This is a genomic window from Flavobacterium sp. N502540, assembly GCF_025947365.1.
Classification (GTDB): domain Bacteria; phylum Bacteroidota; class Bacteroidia; order Flavobacteriales; family Flavobacteriaceae; genus Flavobacterium.
Genome location: NZ_CP110012.1, coordinates 3,025,659 through 3,048,575, shown reverse-complemented (window position 1 = coordinate 3,048,575; position 22,917 = coordinate 3,025,659). Strand labels below are relative to the sequence as shown.

Genomic DNA, 22,917 nt, shown 5'->3' with positions numbered 1-22,917 from the left:
TGCTATATATTCCCGTAAAAAATTAGGGTATCAGTCCTCTGTTATTGTTTTGGCTGAAAGTATGGTTTGGATTACTTAAGTTTTTCCAGATTTTCCGGAGCCAGCTCTTGCGAAATCTCAAACAAATAAGTTTTAAAGTCGAAGTTTTTAGAAAATAAATGATTGTATTTCTCTAACGAACAAGACATACTGACTTCAACTGCATTTGGATAGCTGTTGCAAATTAAATCTATGCCCTGAGTAAAATCATTTGTCGAATAGGTCGTTTTATTTTCTGTTACAGTGGTATCGAATTGCTTTTCGTTTTCACTGATAATAAAGTTTAACAGACCTCCTACTTCACTTTTTACTGAAACTTCATAGATTCGTTGTGCATCTTCGCAGATTACCTCATATGGAATCTGCTGATGCGTAAGAGCTTCCAGATAGCGACTGTACACTTCTTTTACATAACTGCCTTTTGTGGTTTCTGAAGGTTTCAAAATTGGTAAAGGCAGAAAATTATTTACTACACCCAGTACTTTATGGCTTTCAATATCATTGGTTCCTAATTCTCTTGCCTGTACCAAAATCAGCTGCAAAGCTTTATCTGTATACTTGTTCAGAGTTAGTTGATGCAATGCTGTAAAGAAAGCAGAGAAAGTTAAGCCGGTCTTGCTTACTATTTTTGAAAAATCTTTAAAGGCTTCTCCTGTTATCCAGGCTGTTTGTTGTACACAGTCTCTCAATCCGTTCGAGCTTTCCCCTGTCTGATCTTTTCTTACGGCATCCTTTAACGTTTCCAGCCAGTATTTCCTATATTCATTTGCTTCCGGTGAGTGCAAATATGCTTTTTGCCAAACTGCAAATTCGTAATATAAAGTATGATTTACTTCTAAAGGCTGATTATTGAAATACGCCTTCAGGTTTTTTAGCAAAATCGTATTGGTAAAAGTGTCTGTAAGTGCATGATGTATACTTAAAAAGATATAAGAATTCTGATCTGACGGGTTATCCACATTCTGTATCAGAAGTACTTTCACTAATGCCCCTCCCATCACATCAAAAGGTTCCGACAATAAAGCGGTAATCTGACCCTGATTTATTTCTGTTTCATAGTGAACTACAAGCGGAACTTCTGAAGAAGGTAACATACGCTGTTTTATCAGTTCGCCTTTTTTGTAAAATTGAGTTCTCAAAATTGGAAACAACTCCAAGAACGATTTAAACTCTTTTACGAAATCCTCTTTTGAGTCAAATTTGCGCCCGACTGCAGGACCGATTATTCCCTGAGACATTGTCTTTCCCAGTATAAATTCCTGATTTGGTGTTACCTGAAAATCCGCCGCCGTATTCATTGTGACATCCTCATTTTGATGCGCCTGACTTTCGCTTAGCAGCGTTAAATGATTTACAAGTGTGACCAAATGGTTTTTAAATGCGCCTGATAACTCATCCATTGTTTCTTTTTCAAATAACAAAGAAGAATATCCAATGTTCATTTTGAGTTCTCCCAATGAAATCATCCCTACAACGCTAAACCCAAGATTATTATAATTAGCTGCACTTGAATTTCCTCCCATGCTTTCGCGTCCGTATCTGAATACAGAATCATTTTCAGATGAAACATCATATCCAAAATCACCCAGATAATTGTACTCAAGATCAAAGGTAGTACTAAGGTCAACGTCGTCATTTAGAAAATGTAAAACACTGTATCCTATACCTTTGTTCGGAATTTTCAACAAGTCTTCTTTTACTTTAACTAAATTTTCCAATGCATCATTTTTTGATACATTTAATACAAATGGATAAAACGATGTGAAGTATCCAACGGTTCGGCTTATGTCTACAGTATCGATGATTTCTTCTCTTCCATGACCTTCCATCTGTATGGTCACGCTGTCTTTATGCAAGGTATCTTTAATCGCCAGTCCAAGACAGGTTAAGATTATATCATCGATTTGTGTGTTCAGCAAGGCATGGGCTGAGGTTTGTAAAAGCGTTGTCGCTTCCTTATCCAGAACCATAGCTGTAGTGGTATCGCAATTTAACTTATAGGCTTCATTTTCGCTCAATGTATATAAAGGTGTACCACGCTGCATACATATTTCCTGCCAATAAGAAAGTTCTTCGGTTGTTTTTAGCTCTTGAGCATGTGCTTTCAACTCTTTTGCCCACGTTTGATACGAACTGGTTTTGTAAGGAAGCTTATATTGGTTTCCTTCTTTAATATTCGCATACAAATCGGCAAAATCCTGTAATAAAATCCTCCAGGAAACTCCATCTACTACTAAGTGATGAATAATAAAAGCGATACGATCACCGTCTTTTAATCTAAAATGACCTATTCTTACTAAAGGCCCTGTAGCCAGATCAAAAGAAGACTGAAGTGCTATTCCGGTATTTCTAATGGTTGTTAAATAATCATCATCTTCCCTTAGATCATAAAAATGTATCGTATAACTTTCTTCCTTACTGCTTTTATTGTATTGTTTTCTGATATTATTTTCTACCGGAAATTTCATTCTCAGTACATCATGGTGTTGTACCAGCTGATCGATACATGCTTTTAAAACCTGAGGATCTACCTGATCTTCTGTCTGAAGTAAAACGGTGTGATTATAGTACTCCGGCGCATTAAAGATTTTACTTCTCACTTTACTGAAAAAGAATTCCTGAATAGGGGCTAAAACTACTTCTCCCGTCACTTCTGACTGATCGAGAATCTGATCATTTTTTTGTAACAGAGGTACAAGATCTTCTAATTTAGGATTGGCGATGATATCTCCCGCTTTAAGTGCAAATCCGTGCTGTTTGAGTTTTGAGACAATCTGAATTGATTTAATTGAATCTCCCCCAACGGTAAAGAAATTATCCTTAATTCCGATACCTTCTTTCTTTAGCACTTCTTCCCAAATACTTACCAATAGTTTTTCTTCAAAAGTTGTGGCGGCCACAAACGTATGATTATCATCGAACATTACATTTGTATGCATTGCCGGCAAGGCCTTTTTATCGATCTTTCCGTTAATTGTCAGTGGCATTTGTTCCAGCTGTACATACTTTTGAGGCAGCATATATTCGGGAAGAATTTTGGAAAGGAAAGATCTTATGTTTCCGGAATTAATGGTTTCTGATGCCACAATATAAGCAACAAGTTCCTTTGCGCCCCCATACCCTTCTTCTGCGCCAACAACAGCTTCCAGTATATGTTCATTGGTAAGCAGCTGCTGTTCTATGGCCGAAAGTTCGATGCGATAGCCTCTTATTTTTACTTGCTCATCATTTCGCCCTTCATAAATAATATTCCCCTCTTTCGTCCACTTGCCTAAATCTCCTGTTCTGTACAGATTCCCTTTCTCCGCAAACGGGTTTTTAATAAACTTGCTTTTCGTTAATTCTTCGCGGTTTAAATATCCTCTGGCAACTCCTGTTCCTCCTATGCATATTTCTCCTACTACTCCTACCGGAACCAAATTGTTGTAGTGATCCAGAATATGTATTTTAGCATTCGAAATTGGTTTTCCAATTGGAATATTGCGATAGGCCTCTGTATTGCTTTCCGGCATTTTAAAAACGGTTCCGCAAACACTGGCTTCTGTTGGACCATAAGCATTGTAATATGTTCCGTATTTAAAGTATGGCTTTATGATTTCATAATCGGGAGCCTCTCCTGCCGTAATGAGTATTTCTAATGTTTTTAGATCATCAATATCAACCAATGCGATATAAGAAGGTGGTAATGTCGCAATATTAATTTTATTTTCTTTTATGAAACTGGCCAGCGTGTTGGCATCTTTTCGCTGTTCTTCATTTGCCATGTGAAGACTTCCTCCTGACAATAGAATCATAAATGTTTCCCATACCGATGCATCGAAAGAGAAAGGGGCAAACTGCAATCCTCTTTTATGCTCATCCAGATTAAAATAATCAATTTGCGAGAGGATGGTATTTACGATCTGACCGTGTTCTATCATGACTCCTTTAGGAAGTCCTGTTGATCCGGAAGTGTAAATTACATAGGCCAAATCAGAAGGAGTTATCTCAATTGCTATCGAATCGCAGTCACTTACATCAAAACCTAAATCTACTTCTATTGCGGCTCCGGTGTAAAACTCCAGATCAAACCTGTAAGATGCTGTCGTGATCAGTAATTCCAACTGCGTATCGGCAATGATGTGCTCCTTTACCTGGTTGGGCATTTCAGGAGCGATCGGAACATAAGCGCATCCCTGTTTTAAGATCGCAAGTATAGCAATGATGTTCCATTCATTCCGATCTAACTGTATTCCTATAAGTTTTCCTTTTTTTATTTGATAATGCTTGTGAATGTAACGTGCCAAATCATCGGAAGCTTTATCTAAGGCTGCATAGGTAAACTTATTTTCATTGGTCAAAAGAGCCACTCCATCGGGAGTTCGTTTTACTTGTTTTTCAAATAATGATAATAGGGTTTCTTCTTTAGCATAAGCTAGTGTTATATCATTAAAATCCAATACCAGCTCTTTTCTTTCTTCGGCAGACAGATAATCAATTTCCTGAACAGGAATATTAGGCTGCAAAACAATTTTTTCCAGTAATTGCTTAAAGTGTGTCATTAAACCTGTTACAAACTCAGCTTCAAAAACGTCTGTATCGTACACCAGATGGCAACATAAATAATCCCCTTCTTCCGTAAAATTGATATCTAAATCGGTCAGTACAGAAGTTGCTCCCAGCTGTTTTATGGTGTCAATCTGACTATCATCTACATTAAACTGCGGGCTGTTATCAATTGCGTTCTGCAACAAGATCATCACATCAAACAGAGGCGATCTTGACATGTTTTTGTTGTAATTGATAAGCTTCAATAGATGATCAAAAGGATAGAACTGACAATCTAGGGCCGATAATGTATTTTCTTTTACTGTATCAAAAAATGCACTGAATGTCTGTTCAGGATCGATCTGATTGCGCAGTGGTAAGGAGTTGATGTAACATCCTATCTGTCCTTTTAAATCGGCATGATCGCGTCCGCCGACTGCTGTGCCAATAATAATATCCCTGCTATTGGTATATTTATAAACCAGTACATTCCATACTGCAAGCAATCCCATAAATATACTTCCTTTTTTATCTGAACACAGCTTTTTAAATTCTGCTGTTGTTTGTTTCGAAAGGTAACTTTTAAGTGCAAAACCGTTGACTGCTTTAATGGCCGGTCTGCTTTTATTATTTGTAAAGTTAATGATGGGCAATTCTCCTGAAAATGTGTCTTTAAAATAAGCTTCCTGATTTTTAAAGAAACCACTGGCAAGCTGTTCATTTTGCCAAACCGCATAGTCTTTGTACTGAATATTCAGTTCCGGAAGTTCGTGCGGAAGTCCCAGTTCAAAAGAGGTATAGAACGCAAAGATATCTTTAAATAATACTTCCAGAGACCACGAATCGCTTATTACGTGATGTATATTACAGTAAAAAACAAATTCACTTTCGGCCAGTTGAAACAAATATACTCTGATCAAAGGACCATTCTCCATATCAAATGGCTCATTAACGTCTTCTTTGACAAAAGCCCTTACATCTTCTTTTCCTTTATCTAAATTTCTAAAGTCAAAAAACTCAATTGAAAAATCGATCTCTTCCTTTTCTAAAATATGCTGTCTGATTTGCCCTTCTTCATTAATTCTGAATACGGTACGCAATGATTCGTGTCGCTCAATGGTGCTGTAAACTGCGCGTTTAAAATTTACAACGTTAATGTCCTGTTTGAGGTAAACCGAATTTGGAACCGCATAATTGAATCCTTTTTCATCCGTATCTATAAGTACAGAAGATAACAATCTAAGCTGACTGGACGATACTTCGTAACTGTTTTGTTGCTCTGCTTTAGGAATACTGTTGTGTTTATTTACTGACGAATATTTGGTAAGATACGAGACAATTTCCTGTTTGTTTTCTTTTATCTTTTTAATAAGCACCTCATCTATAACGTCATTCTTAAAACCAAGTTTAAGATCCGTACCATCTAATGATATTGTAATATTATTTTCATATATCTCATTTAATAAATTGACCATTTCATTTCGTTTTTGGTTTTACATGATGTTTTGTTTACAAATAATAAATTGTGTGGTTCTCTTCTTTTGTCTGGTTCATACAAAAGAAAAAATCAGGTGTCTTTTAGATTGTCATTACCGATTTATAGGTATTTTCTTCCTGAAGCGTTGTGAATTTTAATCCCATATCGATCTCTGCAGCCAGTTCTTTGATGGTAGATTTTTGATAGAAATCTTTAATTTTTATGTCTATATCAAATACTTTCTGAATCAGTTTGAGCATGGTAACTCCTTTTAAAGAATTGCCTCCTAAAGCAAAGAAGTCATGCAGAATTCCTATCTCCTCTTTACTGAAAAATGTTTTCCACATTTCGACCAGTTTTCTTTCTGTTTCGTTGGTTGGTTCAACATAATTGATAAAAGAAACTGCATTCTCATCCTGATCTTCCTGAAATGCTTCATTGTCGTCAAAATGTTCCAGTGCAAAAGGAATTGTTGCCGCAGTCGACGTTTCAGCTCCTGAGAAATTAATAAACTCAAACGGGTTTACTTTTACAGGAAGCTTTGTTTTGTTGAAAGCATAACCCGGCATTGCTACTTTATATGGCTTTTGTTCCCCGTAATAAGCTTCCCAATCGATATCGATGCCGTTGGTCCATAATTCTCCTATTTTTTTCAGAAGATGTTCCTGGTCGTTGATTTCCTGTTTCGGATGTCTAATCAGATTTACGACCGTATTGTTAGAAGTCGGATCGTGTTTTTGCTGTTGGAAAAGGGTTGTTAATGTGTTTCCCGGACCTACTTCGATAAAAATGGTATTAGGCTCTTTTAACAAGGTGGTTAAACCGTCCGAAAATCGTACTGTGCTTCTCAAATGATCGATCCAATATTGAGAAGACATGGCTTCTTCGGGAGTTATTAATGCTCCTGTTAAGTTGGATACAAATGGAATTTTAAGCCTCGAAAATTCTACATTTTTCAGTTCCTGTCTAAATTCCTCCAATACCGGATCCATTAAAAAGGAATGTCCTCCTAAGGAGATCTTTAATTTAGAACATAAAATTTCTTCGGCTTCAAATATTTCTATAAGGGTCTCTATTGCATCTTCGGTGCCCGATAAAACACAAGATTCCGGAGAGTTAACCACCGCCAAAGCGATCTGGCTGTTTAAGTATTTTTTTATTTTTTCTTCCGAAAGCGATACACTCAACATGCTGCCTTTAGACGATTTATTCATCAATAAAGCACGTTTTGCAACCAGCTTCAATCCTGTTTCAAAAGAAAAAACACCACTTAAACAGGCGGCAACAAATTCGCCCGTACTATGTCCTATCAATTTATCAGGCTGAATTCCCCAACGCATTAATTGTTTGGCCAAAGCATATTCAAAAACAAATACTATAGGTTGCGTAAATTCGTTTTTATTAACATCAAAACCTCCTGTGGCTGTATCTTCTTTGTACAAAACCTTTTGAACGTCGACCCCAGTCAGTTCTTTAATAATTGAAAAACCTTCATCCATAAGCTGTTTAAAATAGGGCTCATTTTCATAAAGGTCTTTTCCCATATTAAGATACTGTGCTCCTGAACCGGTACACATAAAAACTATTTTACGCTTTTGATCCAGTTTTGCCGAATAGAGTGCTGTGCTTAAAGGATCTTTTAAAATTTCTAAAGCATTTTCTTTAGAATTGCTTACTAAAAAACGGTTGTACTTAAATTGGTTTCTACCGGTTTGAAGGGTATAGGCCATATCCCGAAAACTATCGTTCTCCTTGTTTTCCAGAAACGAGATTAGTTTTTCCTGATAGGCATTTAAAGATCCCAGCGATTGTGCCGAAAAACGCAGCAGTTGATACGAATTATCCGCTATCGTTTCTGCTTTCTTCGGAGCTTCTTCTAAAATGACATGGGCATTATTTCCTCCGATACCAAAGCTGCTTACTCCTGCTCTTAAAGGCTGGTTGTTAACCGAATGCCAGGCTGCTAACTCGGTTTGTACTTTAAAAGGCCCTGATTTAAAATTAATTTCGGGATTGGGATTTTTAAAATGCAGGGACGGCGGAATCATTTTATTTTTTAACGACAATGTGGCCTTCAAAAAACCTGTAATTCCCGCTGCAGCATCGAGATGTCCAATATTGGTTTTAACCGATCCTAAAGCACAGTGATGATTGGCGTTGTAGCCAAACGATTTATTTAGTGCTTCTACTTCAATAGGATCTCCTAACTTTGTTCCTGTACCATGCGCCTCGATATAGGTTATCGACTCCGGTGTTACTTCTGCCATTTGATGGGCTTGTTTGATACACTCATATTGTCCGTTTATACTTGGAGCAGTGTAACCTACTTTTCTGTTTCCATCATTATTTACTACTGAAGATCGAATTACGGCGTAGATTTGATCGTTATCGGCTATGGCATCTTCTAATCTTTTTAAAATGACTACTCCTGCGCCTTCTCCGGATACAATTCCGGATGAATCTTCATCAAAGGCTTTACAGTGACCGTCTTTAGAATTGGTCATTCCTTCCTGGTAGGAATGTCCTCGGTATGGTTTTGAATAGATTCGTATCCCTCCCGCTATTGCTATCGAACATTCTCGCATGAGCAAAGAACGACAAGCCTGATGTACCGCTACCAACGAACTTGAACAGGCTGTATCTACATAATAACTTGGTCCTCTCAGGTTCAGATTGTAAGAGATCAATGTACTGATAAAGTTTTTGTTAGAGATCTGATTCAGGAAAAATGAGTTGACATTGTCATTGTTGGCAATCATCGTATAGGCTCTCCAGTTCATATTATCAGATGCCGATAAGTACAAGCCTATTTTATCTTTGTAAGTCCTCGGATTGTAACCTGCATCTTCCAATCCCAGCCAAACCTGTTCGTGCATCATGCGTATTTGAGGATCCATAGAGATCGCTTCCTGTTTGGTGTATCCAAAAAAAGAATAATCAAAACTATTAGGATCATCCAGAGACGCTTGTGCTTTTATTAAACTTGGGTTTGCCAGGTCTTTTTCGCTTACTCCAACAGCTCTTAATTCATCATCGGTATAAAAATGGACTAATTCTTCGCCATTTTTTAAATGCTCCCAAAACTCATTAATGGTATCTGATTTAGGATATTTGCCTGAAACTCCAACAATAGCAATATCCTTTTTTCTAGTTTTATTTTCCATAGTAATTAAATTGTACTGTATTACATTAAGCTTATAAATTCATCAAAAGCCTCTGATATATCTTCCGGCTCTTCCAGATTGTTTTTTTCCTGAGAATCGATTGTATCTAAATACTGAACAAACTCTTCTATATTCGGATTTTCAAACAGTGATACCACTTTAATATCAGTCCCTAACTGTCGGTTAATTTCATTGAGCATTTTGACCATTTTTATAGAATTTGCTCCCAGATCAAAGAAGTTATCCTGTACGCTTACCATGCTGGCGTCTTTTCCTAATACTTCGGCTATGATTTGTATGATCAGTCTCTCCTTTTCGGTTTCGGGTGCTACGTATTGTTTTTCGCTGGCTATTTTAGTTCCCGGTGTATTCCCCAATTCTTTTTTATCGATCTTTCCGTTTATAGTAATCGGCAATTGTTCTAAGGCTATAAACTCTGAAGGAATGCTATAATGCGGAATTAAGTTTTTAAGGAATGATCTTAGCTGTTCTAACGACAATGTATCATCGGATACTACTATATAGGCAATTAAACTTTTGATATTAAATTGATTGATCTCTACCATTACAACAGCTTCGTCAATTTGATTGTGAGCCAGTAAAGCCTGCTCTACTTCTCCGAGTTCAATTCGATATCCCGAAATTTTAACCTGGTCATCTTTTCTTCCCAGAAATTCGATATTACCGTCCGGCAGCCATTTTCCTAAATCTCCTGTTTTGTACAGACGTTCGTTCTCTGCATACGGATGTTCAATAAATTTCTCTGCTGTAAGTTCCGGTCTGTTTAAATAACCTTTGGCCAATCCGGCTCCTCCTATGCATATTTCTCCAATAACTCCAACAGGTACTATTTTGTGATCCTTGTCCAGAATAAAGGTTTGGGTATTGGCTATAGGTTTTCCTATTGGTATATTTCCTAATAGCAAATCATCTCCTTTAAGCAAGCCGTACATCGCAGAACAAATACTGGTTTCTGTGGGACCATAAGCGTTATAATAATTCCCTAACTCCAAATATTCTTTTACCTTACTATAAACAGGAGCTTCACCTGCTGTGATTAAAGTTTTTAATCTTCTTAAAGAATTTACATCCATCAGACTCAAATAAGAAGGCGGTATGGTAGCTACAGCGATTTTGTTCTCGATAATATATTTTTCCAGCATTTTTGGATCCTCACGGTGTTCTCTGTCGATTACACATAAACACGCTCCTGATAAAAGTGCTGTGAATATTTCGGATATTGAAGCATCAAATGAGAATGAAGCAAACTGCAATCCGTTATCATTATTTGTAATATCGAAAAGTTCGATTTGAGCGAGAATAGTGTTTACAATCCCTTTATGCTCAATCATTACTCCTTTAGGATTTCCGGTAGAACCCGAAGTATAAATGATATAGGCTAAATCATCCGTTGTAAGTTTTACATCTTCTAAATCTTCACTATAATTATTCGGTTCAAAATCGGTAACCATATCAAGCAAGGTCCCTTTAAAATCATCGCTGATCGTTATATGAGACTTATCTGCAAGGAGTAACTTTATGTTAGTATCGTCATAGATGTATGCTTTTCGGGATTCCGGATGTGCTGTGTCTATCGGAATATAAACAGCTCCTGCTTTCATAATTCCTAAAATCGAAATAATTACAGATGCATCTCTTTCTAACTGTACTCCTATAAAATCTCCTTTTACAATATGGTGATCCTGTCTTAAACAATTCGCCAAACGGTTCGAAAGATGGTCCAGTTCCTGATAAGTATACTTTTGATTTTTAAATGATAATGCTGTATTTCCCGGAGTTTTGGCAGCCTGAAGTGTAAACAAATCGATTAAGGTTTTATCAGTCGGATAGGATACTGCATTGGTATTAAAATCAACGATAAGCTCTTGTTGTTCTTCTTTCGATAGGTAATCTATGTTTTTTATCTGCTGCTTTGGATCTTGTACCAGTACTTCCAGCAATTGTTTGTAATGGTTTATGATACGTGATACCGCTTCCTGCGAATACAGGTCGGTATTGTAAGTGATGTTAAAAGCGAGATAATCTCCCTGTTCCTGAAACGCAATGTCCATATCAAACTTAGATACTTTATATCCCTTATCTTCTATCGTATAAAAAGCTGTCTGATCCAGGTTTTTGTTTTCAGCAACCTCTCTCATGTTTTGTAACATAAGCATCACGTCAAACACGGCACTTCTGCTGGTATCGTTTCGGAGATCTAGGTCGTCTGCCAAATTATCGAAAGGATACATCTGATGTTCATAAGACGAGAGGGTATTTTCTTTTACTGTTTGATAAAAAGAATCAAAACTCTGCTCCGGATCTACTGCATTTCGCAACGGAAGTGTATTGATATAAAAACCTATCTGATCACTTAAATCGGCATGTTCTCTACCTGCAACAGGCGTTCCGATAATGATATCCTTTTCAGCGGTATATTTGTGAAACAGGACATTCCAGGCGGCCAGCAATCCTATAAATAAACTCCCTCCCTGGTTTTGTCCGTACTTTTTAAGTCCGTTTGTAACTTCCGGTGTAATATAAGTTCTTAGGCTATTCCCCGCATAAGTCTTAACGGTTGGTCTTGCTTTTTGATATGGCAGATCTAAAGTAGGAAGTTCTCCAGTCAGTGTTTTTAACCAATATTCTTTATGAGCATTGTTTTGCTCCTGCTGCAATTGTTCCTGCTGCCAGACGGCATAATCTCTGTACTGGATTTTTAGTGCCGGTAATTCCGGTTCTTTCTCTTCCAGAAGCTGTTTGTATAGTGCCAGGACATCTTTTGCCAGAACATTCATTGACCAGCCGTCGCAAACAATATGATGTATGTTATAGTAAAATATATAATCATCATCTGAAAGCTGTAATATACTGGCTCTTACCAACGGTCCGTTGGTCAGGTCAAATGCTGCATAAGTATCTTCTTTTATATACTGGGCTACGTTTGTGTCCTGATGCAGATCGGTCGTGTAATCCATATAATTTACACTGAACCCCAGTTCCTTTGTCGTTTTGACTAGCTGTCTTACCTCTCCCTCATTATTGATTTTAAATACGGTTCGCAAAGCTTCGTGTCTGCTTATAGTAGCTTCTATTGCTTTTGAAAAACATTTTACGTCATACGCTCCTTTTAAAGCTAGGTGAAAAGGCATGTTGTATACTCCGGCACTTCCTGTAAACTGACTCAACACCCATAATCTGCGTTGTCCTGCTGAAACCGGATAATCTTCGGCATCCTGAACTTTTTGTATGGAGAGATGCTTTTTTACTTCCGAGTTTCCAATCAAATTAGCATGTGCCTTGATGGTCGTACTTGAGAATACTTCTTTTAATCCCAGTTTTACTTCAAAAACTTTATGATATTGGTTGATCAGTTGTGTCGCTTTAAGACTGTGGCCTCCCAGTTCAAAAAAGTCATCTTCAGTTCCTACCGTATCTAATTGAAGTACTTCCTGCCAAATGGCTGTAATTTGTGTTTCAAGTTCATTTACCGGAGCCACATACGCTACACTTGATGATCGGCCTTTATTTAATGTCAGTAAATATTTTTTGTCTACTTTTCCATTTACAGTTAACGGAATGGCGTCTGTTTCTATAATCACAGAGGGTACCATATACACTGGTAATTTGCGCTCCAGATATCTTTTGATCTCTTTTGATTCTTCTTTTTGAGAACAAACAATAAAAGCAATAATCTCTTTTTCGTTCTCCTTTTTACTGTCTACTAATACAACTGCCTGCTGGATCCCGGGATGCTGCAGCAACTGTTGTTCGATTTCACTTAATTCTATTCGATAACCTCTTACTTTGACCTGATCGTCTCTTCGTTGTTTGTAAATGATCTCTCCATTATCCATCCATCTGGCAATGTCTCCTGTTTTATAAGATAATGAACCCTTTTCTGTTGCGATAAAACGTTCTGCATTAAGTTCCGGACGGTTTAGATATCCTTTTGCAACTCCTGCACCCGAAATTATAATTTCACCGTACATTCCAATATCGCAAGGATTACCCTGCTGATCTACAATCGCTATGGTGGTATTGGCAATAGGTTTCCCAATGCGTACCTCAGCCTGATCGCTTGTCATTTCTTTTACGATACAGCCTACAGTCGTTTCAGTTGGTCCGTATTCATTAAATATGCGGATGTTTTTGTCGATGTCCCACACATTCTGCAATTGATTCTGAGTTAATTGTTCACCGCCGCAAATAATGATTTTAACCTTGGTTTTATCTATACGCAGCTCTTTCAGTAACGAAAGGTGCGAAGGCGTTAATTTTAAGGTATCAATATTTGGGTTGGTAAAACTTTCTATAAGCAATTCGTTAATTGACTTTTCATCCGATCCGATCCACAATTGTTTCCCTCTGGTTAAACTTGTAAAAAGGGAAGTTATGGTAAGATCAAACGAAATAGAAGTAATCAATCCCCAGTTTCCTGTTTCCGCATCCGTAAAATAATAGTCATTCGACCATTGTATATAGTTTAAAAGATTGGCATGAGTGATTAGACAACCTTTTGGATTTCCGGTAGACCCTGAAGTGTAGATGCAATAGGCAATATCTTCCGGATTGGCTTTATTAAATAGTGACGTATTGACCTGTGTTTGAAATATTTCTTCTTTAGACGGATCAAGAACGGTTAAATCAGCATAAATTTCTGTCCCAATTACAGCCGGTGTACTGATGAGAAGCTTACAGGCTGCATCTTCCAAAACAAATTGAATTCGGTCTTTAGGATAAGCGGTGTCCATTGGAATATAGTAGGCTCCGGCTTTAAGAATTCCTAAAACACTAATCATAAAATAAGGCGAACGATCCAGTAAAACCGCAACAGGGTCTGCTTTTTGAATGCCACAATTCTGAATTAAATATTGAGCGAATTGATTTGATTTTTCGTCTAACTCTTTATAAGAAATAGTAACATCATCATAAGACAGAGCCGTGTTATTTCCTTGTACTACTGCCTGCTCGTTAAAGATTGCCAAAATAGAATCAAATGATGCATATTCTTTAGCAGTATCATTCGATGCCTCTATAATGGCCTGACCTGCTAAAACATCATTCTGATTGGTAAAAACTCCCTTAAGCTGAGAAGCCATTAAAGCTGCTGCGGCATCGGAGTAAAAAGCGGTATCGTAATACAAATCTATGGTTAAGCTGTCGCCATAATCTACAGCGCTAACCTTTACTTCAAAAACATCCGTTACACTAAACAGGTCTCTTATTTTTAAAATATCTGAAGAATAGTTGTCATTCAGCTCTGCATACTCAAACACATAGTTGAAGATTGTGGCTGCAGTGGCTTCCTTATCATGAATTCTGTTTACATAAAAATAATCAGACCACATTCCGATTTCTGCAACTGATTTTTTGATAAATGCAATGGCTTCTTTTTCTGATAGTGATGCAAATTCGTTCAGGCCAACCGGAAGTGTTTTTGCTACTAAACCAAATGTATTTTCAAGTTCGTTATAATATCTTTTAAACGGAAGATATCCGATTGTAAAGGAGTCCTCGTCAAATTTTGACAGATAAGCCGCGAACTGAGATAATAACAAATGTTCGGCAGAACTATCCTCCTGAGCCATTTTAGCTTTTAGTTCGGTATAAGCATCTCCGTCAATAATGCAGATGGATTTTCTTTGAGGACTGAACGTCTGATTATTGCGATTCTTAAACGGTACAATGTCTTTGGTTAAATCTGTCGGATAGTTTTTCCAAAAATTAACTCCTTCTTCTTCCGGATCACTAAACAACTGTTGCTGCCAGGCCGAAAAATCCTGATATTCTACAACTTCTCTCTCTTCTTTTTCATACGAGGTTTCGTCGATGATGGCTTTGGATAGTTCGCTGCATAAAAAGGCGGTACTGTAACTGTCTGCCCAAAGTGAAAACAAACGCACTGCCAATACCTGATTTCCTTGTGAATCTTTCAGCAGACAAAAACGTATCGCACTATCTTTTAAAGGGTCGTACCCGTATCCTAAACTTTCCTGAACAGTCGTCGTAATAGTAACCTGATCCAATGACTGAACCGTTCTTTCTACTATTTCTGTTTGTTTTATTTCAGATACTGCCTGAACCGGGAAACCAACATTTGGCGCCTCGTTCATTTTAAACAATAAGGTTTCATTTTTACTTATTACGAGTGCTAATCCGCGTTTTAACTTTTCTAGAGTCACCTCACTTTTCAGATCAATAACTACCTGATTAAAATAGTCTTGTATGTTTTTTTCAGCTACACTCCATAAGTTCATTTGATTTATTGAAAGCTGATATCCTTCAACGTTATTTATTGTTTCTTTTTCCATGATTTTAGTATCTGATTAATTAGGTATTCAAACTGTTCCGGCAGAACGCGAACAGTACTTTGTTTTTGGATTAGGTATGTTTAGAAATTAAAATAAGGAGGCTATAATTTGTCTGCTGCCTTCATAAGGGCTTCTTCCGTGTGACATCAACATGTTGTCTAAGAACAGTACATCTCCTTTTTCCCACGGAAATAAAACGGTAGCTTTTTGATACGCTTCTCTGATTTCTTCGATTTCTTCTTTCGAGATTTCGGTTCCGTCTCCGTAGAAGGTATTATTTGGAAGCTGGTCTTCTGAATTTACCAGATCAAAAAAGGAGGCTTCCAATGCATATTTGTTAAAAAAGTAAGCGTGATTGAACCAAACTGAATCTCCTGTAGCCGGGTGTTCCCAAATTGCTTTTTTAGTCCATGTTAAAACTAAGTTGGTATCGCTTTTCCATTCAAATGAAATGCCTTGTTCGTTGCAGGTTTTCTCTACTTCTTTTTGGTCTTCGGTCTGAAAAACTTCTTTCCAGGACAAACCATAAGCTTCGTTGAGGTTTCTCACATATTTCACTCCTTTTTCCAAAAACTTAGTTCTTGTTTTTTCACTTAAATACTCTAGTACTTTTTTGTTATCGGCTATCGGAGTTTCGCCTTGTTTGTCGGCTGGATCGATACAACAGAATACAATATTACTTGGATGAACAGGAGCATACGAGCTTTCGCTGTGCATTTCGATCGAATATTCTTTAGGATAAGTTGTCGTATGGTACACGTTCTTTCCAACGGAATAGCGAGGTGATGATCTTAAATTATATTCAAGAGGAGTATCAGCATATAATTTGCTGAAGTTCTCAAATTTTTCAACGGTGTTAATGTGAAATCCTCTAAAAAGTAGGGCACCGTAAGTATTTACTTTCTCCTGAAATTCGGCTCTGTTTTGAGCCACCCAGTCGTTTAACTGCATTCCGACTGCCGATGGTTTAACCACCAATGGAAATCCTGCATGACCCGGCCATACCGAATAGTCAACCTGTGCAATATCGGTTACTTTTTGTGCTTTAATCCCTTTTAATTTTTGTATACTATTGATCATAATCTTATTTTTTAGAATACAGCTTTTGACTGTAGTGTTTGTAATCAAAATATTTAGTTATTAAGATTCAGAGCTTTACAAATCAGGTTCGACCAAAAATGATCCAACCTGATTTGCTGCTCTGTACTCTAATTTGAAAAAGAATTTTTATCCTTGCGGATATGATAATCTGAAGGGGTTACTTTTTTACCAGCTTAAATTTATTGGCATTAAGGCTTCTTAGGATTTGCTTGGTTTCTTTTTGGAAATCAATATCATCAATCCTTTCTGCTTTGTTTTCTAAAAGCTGTGACAATAAATACTTAAAGTCGTTCATCAGGATTTCGATAAAACTTTGATTGTACAAATCGGTGTTGTAATTAATGTTATAGTACAGGTGATTTCCTATTTCTTTAACATTAATAAGCATGTCCAGTTTTGATCCTTTTTGATCCTGAACCACAATCTGATCCGTCTCTTCCTGTGTAAGCAGTAAATCTTTATTATTTTCTGCTGCTCCCGTATTGTGATAGGATATCATAATATCATACAAAGGATTACGGCTGGTATCTCCTTTTATGGTTAAATCGTCCAGCAAGTTATCGAACGGATACATTTGATGTTTCATATTCTCAAACATGGCTTCTTTTACCTGATCAAATATCTGGTCAAAATTGTCCTCCGGATTGATTTGATTGCGGATCACAATATTGTTAAAGTAAAGTCCGATTTGATTTTCAAGATCTACATGATCTCTGCCCATAACCGGTGACCCTATGCTAATATCTTTCTGATTGGTATATCTGTAAAACAATATGTTCCAAACCGCTACTACTCCTGTAAATAAGGTTCCTCCTTTTGTTTTACAGTAAGTTTCAAATTTTCTGGTAACGGTATCAGAAAGAAATGTTCTTAACGTTTGTCCATTATTGGTCATCACTTTTGGTCTTGCTTTCTGACTAGGAAAATCTAATACTCCTCTGTCTCCGGAAAGCGTTTGCAGCCAGTATTTTTTGTGGGGATCAAAAGCATTGTTTTCCAATTGCTGCTTTTGCCATACCGCAAAATCTTTGTACTGGATAGACAGAACCGGAAGCGAAGGCTCCGTGTTATTTTTGAATGCATTGTAAAATGCCAGTACGTCTCTCTTTAAGATGTTTATGGAAACTCCGTCTCCGATAATGTGATGCATGTTATAATAAAAAACATATTTCTGATCTGATACCTGCAGTAATGCAATTCTTAACAAAGGTCCTTCTGCAAGATTAAAAGGCTGTAAAGTATCCTGCAGTATATAATCTGCTACAGCATTTTCAATATTTGCCTCTCCTCTGAAATCCTGTTCCTGAATGGTAAAGTCAATTTCTGAAGGAGTAATGATCCATTGTCTGACCTCAGTATTTTCTCCTTCTTTAAATACGGTACGCAATGTTTCGTGACGCTCGATAACAGCATCAATGGCTTTCTTTAAAAGCGGAATATCATATCCTTCCAAAGTAAGCTGCGCAGGCATATTATAGGAAGTATTATTTTCTCCCGACTGACTCAACACCCACATGCGATACTGACCGCTTGAAAGCGGATAATTCGCTTGTTTCGCAACAGGGCTAATTTTTTCGATTTCATTGCTTTCAGCTGAAGCACCAAATAATAGTGGACAATGTTCCTCGATTGTTTTGTTGACAAATAAATCTCTAAGTTCTAACTTGATTCTGTACTCTTTATGGTATCGGGTAATAAGTCTTGTCAGTTTTAAACTGTGTCCTCCAAACTCGAAGAAATTATCGGTAACTCCTATACGTTCTCTGTCTAAAATTTCTTTCCAGATGGTTACCAACTGCTCTTCATTAGTATTGCGCGGAGCAACATAACCACTTGCATCTGTTCCTTGTGATGCCAGTTTTGGCAAAGCTTTTTTATTTACTTTTCCATTAGAAGTAAGTGGCATTTCATCCAGAGGGATGCACAAAGTTGGCACCATATATTTAGGAAGACTTTCTAAAAGATATCCTTTAAAATCATCAAGTGTATAATGGTCTTTAAGTACTACATAAGCGACTAATTCTTTCGAATAAAACTGATCTTCATGTACAATAACTGCGGCATGATTCGCATACGGGCAGATGTTTAAAGCTGCTTCTACTTCGCCAAGTTCAATTCTGAATCCTCTGATTTTGATTTGTTTATCGTTTCTTCCCAAATATTCTATATCTCCACTTGAAAGTCGTTTGGCAACGTCTCCGGTTTTATAGAGACGTTCTCCCGGATTGAACGGATTGGTCATGAATCGTTCTTTTGAAAGTTCAGGACGATTTAAATACCCTCTTGAAACTCCGGCTCCTGAAACAAACAATTCTCCGGCAACTCCCATGGGTACTAATTCCATATTTTCATCCAGAATATAGCAGCTCATTGTTGGGATAGGTCTTCCGATATCGCTTACATTAAGATTAATTTCACGTATCCCGATCTCTTTAAAGGTTACGTGAACCGTTGTTTCGGTAATACCGTACATGTTGATCAGAGCACAATCCGGATATTGAGCCGCCCATGGTTTAAGAACTCCCGGTGTAAGTGCCTCACCTCCAAATATTACGTAGCGTACTTTCAAAGGATGTTTTTTGTCGATTACCTGCTCCTGTAAAGCATTGAATGCAGAAGGGGTCTGATTCAATACGGTTACTTCCTGCTCTGCTAAAAGATCTGCAAATGCTTCTGTATCTTTTGCAACCAGTTCAGGAACTATCACCAGTCTGCCTCCGTATAACAAGGCACCAAATATTTCCCAAACCGAAAAGTCAAAACTATAAGAATGGAACAGGCACCATACGTCTTTTTCATCAAAATCAAACAAAGGTTTTTCCGTAAAGAAAAGTCGCACCACGTTGCCATGTTCAATCATTACCCCTTTAGGCACTCCGGTAGTTCCTGAAGTATAGATTACATAAGCCAGGTTGTCTAAAGGTAAATCCAACTCTAAATTGGTCGTTTCATAAGCGGAAAGAAATGCAGCTGCGTGATCTAAATTTACCAGCTGAACAGGGATATCCAGTTTTACGGTTTCACTGCTTTTTGTGCTTACCAATACAATATTTGACTTACTGTCATTTAGTATAAAACTGATACGCTCCGTCGGGTATTCAGGATCAATAGGCACATACGCCCCGCCCGCTTTTAAGATTCCAAGTATTCCGATGATCATCTCAAAAGAACGGTTGATACACATTCCTACCATGACTTCCGGACCTACACCCTGCTCTTGTAAGTATCTGGAAAGCTGATTTGCTTTTTCGTTCAATACTTTATAGGTCATGTGTTTACCCTCTATAGTCAAGGCAACGGCATCCGGAGTTTTTGCCGCTTTTTCTTCAAAAATCTCCACCATATTCTGATCTGCCGGATAATTTACTTCAGAGGCGTTGTAAGCTTTAGTAAGCACTTCGATTTCTGCTGCACCCAGCATATTGAAATCTCCTATTGTAGTAAACTGCTCTTCGGCCATTTGACACAAGGCTGTTCTGAAATGTTCGGTAATCATCTGAACAAAAGCAGCTTCCATTATCGAACTGTTGAAGGTAAAATCGATCACCAGTCTGTCTTTCAGCATAGGCTGAATCGAAAGCAAATAGTTATTGTTTTCTTTTACATTTACACTCTCTATTTCTAAAACCGGTTTCTGCTTGCTGTCATTGCTTTTCGACGGATAGTTGGTAAACGATAATAAAGTATCAAAACAATCTCCTTTTATTTCGTTCCATTGCTGAATTTTATTAAGAGAGGTATGTTGAAAATTCCTTGCCGTTACAGACGTTTTCTGAAGCATGGCCAGGAAATCAGTAATCGTTTGATTCTGATCTATTTTTGCTCTTAACGGAATGGTATTGATATACAATCCTACTTTGCTGTCGTAATTGAGTTCTGCCGGACGTCCGGAAACGGTAACACCGTACACAATATCTTTAAAGCCAGTGTATTTTGACAATAAAATGGCCCAGACAGCCTGTGTTAAAGTATTAGGTGTAACATGCTGTGCTTTAGAAAAATCATTTATTTTTTGCGTTAATTCGGCATCAAAATCAATGGTAATACGCTCGTATTTTCCTTTTCCTTTGTTACGTTCGTGTAATGCTTTACAGAAAGGCAGTAATGAAGGTTCGTTAAAATCCTGCATATAAGTCTGCCAGAATTCTTTTTCTTCAAAGGCGTCTATCGCTTTAATATAATTGATAAAATCTTCGTATCGGTCTTCTTCCTGTGCCTCAGGTTCTACACCGTGCATTAGGTTGGTGTATGCACGTATCACTTCCTGAATGATCACTTGCCCGGACCATCCGTCCCATAATACGTGATGTTTCGTCCAGATCATTTTATAAGTACTCTCTCCAAACTTAGCCAGCGTGATACGCATTAAAGGCGGATTTGTAAAACTAAAATCTTCAAATCGGTCTTCGTCTTTTAGTTTTTTAAATGTTATGTCTTTTTCCTGATCGGTACTGCCCGTTAAATCAACCAATCGCAACGGAACTTCTACTTCTTTGTTTACAAACTGAATCGGAATATTTACTTTATCATAAATAAAACCGGTTCTCAGGATGGTATGATTGTTAATGACATGCTGCCAGGCTTTTTTAAAGCGAACTACATCCAGTTTAGACGAAAAAGTAACGTCAAACTGGGTATGATAAGTGGTGTTTTCTTTTGCTCCGGTACTGTACAAATAGGTACTGTGAAATAAAATCCCTTCCTGAACAGGGCTTAATCCGTACATAGAAGAAATGTTTTTTCGGTCCAGTTTAAAATCTTCTTTCTTTAAATAAGCAACAAGGTCGGCTTTGTTTTCTTTAATAAACGAAGTTATGTCCTGACGTTCGGTGATAATCTTAATATCAGAAGGTGTAAGTTTTCCTTCTTTTCCTAATAAAACTAAATCCTGCCCGTTAATTTTAAGCTGAAATCCAAGGTCTTTTAATTTTTTTATGAATTTTTCCATGATTTTAAAAATGTTTTCTTGTAGCGTAGTCACTCTTTACTGTTAATATGAAATAATACGGTGCGTTATCGAATGGTAATCAGAATACAGCAATTCCTCTTAAGGTATCCTCGTATTCCGTAGCCGTTGTAAGGATACTTTCGATACTTTCTAAAAAGGAAGTGATGGTTTCAGCTTTAAAATAAAGGTCATTGTAAGTGAGTATAAAGTCAAAACTGTTTTCTCTTTCCTGTACTAAAAGATTAAGGTCGTATTTTCCGAGTCCCTGATTTTTATACTCAGACGGTTCTCCTTCTTTTTCGGTAACGGCATCGTACCTGTCGTACAAATACAAAACATCAAACAGCGCTGTCCTGCTCATATCCTTTTTGGGATTGATTTCTACAACCAGCTTGTCAAATGGAATTTCTTTATTGTTGTATGCTGTCTGCCAGGTATTGGCAACCACTGTACAGGCATCTTCAAGTGTTCCATTTCTGTCCAGTACAGATCGCAACACTACCAGATTTTCTATGGGTCCTACGGTTGATTCTGTAAGATGGTTGCGCATGTTCATCAAGGTACCTATCACGATATCCGAAAGCCCTGAAAACTGAGCCAAAGCCATCTTATAGGCGGCCAAAGTCACCATTTGCGGACTAGTGCCATTAACGGCTGCGAAGGATTGCAGACTGTCTTTACTAAAAGAAAAAGCACGTGTTGCAGTTTGATAAATATGAACCGGTACGCGTTCTGAATCGGTAGGAAGATACAGCACCTGATTATCGGTTAACTGTTTTCTCCAAAAAGCAACCAACGTCTCTGTTTCGTAAGGATCAACAGCTTGTTCCCATTCTGAAAAATCTTTGTATTGCATGGTAAATCCTAATGAATCGTCGGGATGCGAAACGAAACTTAAAAAATCTTCTTTGAGAATCTTAAGACTAAAACGGTCTGCCACTACATGATGAAGTACAAATAGTATCCTGATCTGATCCTCCAAACGTTCGAAATAGGCTTTTACCAATACTCCATTTTCAAAATCAAAAGATATTTTGCGTAATTCTTCCTGATTTTCTTTCAGATTAAGCTGTTCTTTAAGCAGCTTTTTTATTTCGGTTTCTTCAGGAGTTGTAATGACTTGAAAAATCTGATCGCCTTCTCTTACGATTTTGGTTCTTAAAACATCATGACGGTTGATCAATTGTGTAAAGGCACGATAAATTTCTTCAGTACTTACCTCTTTTTCTATTGTAAAACTCAATGGTATATTATGGTAAACTGGTCCTCCTTCGTAGAGATAATCTCTTTCGAAATGGTCGATGAACCACATCCTTTGCTGGTGATAGGATACAGGTAATTTCATAT

General features: G+C 37.4%; 6 protein-coding genes. All 6 read right to left on the bottom strand.

The window, feature by feature from the left end:
- Positions 1–71: 71 nt before the first annotated feature.
- Positions 72–6,041: a non-ribosomal peptide synthetase gene (locus OLM58_RS12840; protein ID WP_264529208.1), complete on the bottom strand. Its 5,970-nt coding sequence runs from the start codon at positions 6,039–6,041 to the stop codon at positions 72–74.
- 103 nt (positions 6,042–6,144) lie between these two features.
- Positions 6,145–9,207, bottom strand: a complete 3,063-nt coding sequence (locus tag OLM58_RS12835; RefSeq protein WP_264529207.1) for a type I polyketide synthase — start codon at positions 9,205–9,207, stop codon at positions 6,145–6,147.
- A 20-nt stretch (positions 9,208–9,227) separates the two neighbouring features.
- Complete coding sequence (locus tag OLM58_RS12830; protein ID WP_264529206.1) at positions 9,228–15,521, bottom strand: non-ribosomal peptide synthetase; 6,294 nt, start codon at positions 15,519–15,521, stop codon at positions 9,228–9,230.
- Positions 15,522–15,608: 87 nt separating this feature from the next.
- Positions 15,609–16,601, bottom strand: a complete 993-nt coding sequence (locus OLM58_RS12825) for a TauD/TfdA family dioxygenase (RefSeq protein WP_264529205.1) — start codon at positions 16,599–16,601, stop codon at positions 15,609–15,611.
- A 178-nt stretch (positions 16,602–16,779) separates the two neighbouring features.
- A complete protein-coding gene (locus OLM58_RS12820) occupies positions 16,780–21,570 on the bottom strand; it encodes a non-ribosomal peptide synthetase (protein ID WP_264529204.1) in 4,791 nt (1,596 codons plus the stop codon).
- A gap of 79 nt (positions 21,571–21,649) precedes the next feature.
- Entirely contained in the window at positions 21,650–22,915 is a 1,266-nt protein-coding gene (locus tag OLM58_RS12815) for a condensation domain-containing protein (RefSeq protein ID WP_264529203.1), read from the bottom strand.
- Positions 22,916–22,917: the final 2 nt, after the last annotated feature.

Excerpts from the sequence above, each read along its gene's own strand:
- OLM58_RS12840 (WP_264529208.1), bottom strand. The coding sequence starts at position 6,041 with ATGGTCAATTTATTAAATGAGATATATGAAAATAATATTACAATATCA.
- OLM58_RS12835 (WP_264529207.1), bottom strand. The coding sequence starts at position 9,207 with ATGGAAAATAAAACTAGAAAAAAGGATATTGCTATTGTTGGAGTTTCA.
- OLM58_RS12830 (WP_264529206.1), bottom strand. The coding sequence starts at position 15,521 with ATGGAAAAAGAAACAATAAATAACGTTGAAGGATATCAGCTTTCAATA.
- OLM58_RS12825 (WP_264529205.1), bottom strand. The coding sequence starts at position 16,601 with ATGATCAATAGTATACAAAAATTAAAAGGGATTAAAGCACAAAAAGTA.
- OLM58_RS12820 (WP_264529204.1), bottom strand. The coding sequence starts at position 21,570 with ATGGAAAAATTCATAAAAAAATTAAAAGACCTTGGATTTCAGCTTAAA.
- OLM58_RS12815 (WP_264529203.1), bottom strand. The coding sequence starts at position 22,915 with ATGAAATTACCTGTATCCTATCACCAGCAAAGGATGTGGTTCATCGAC.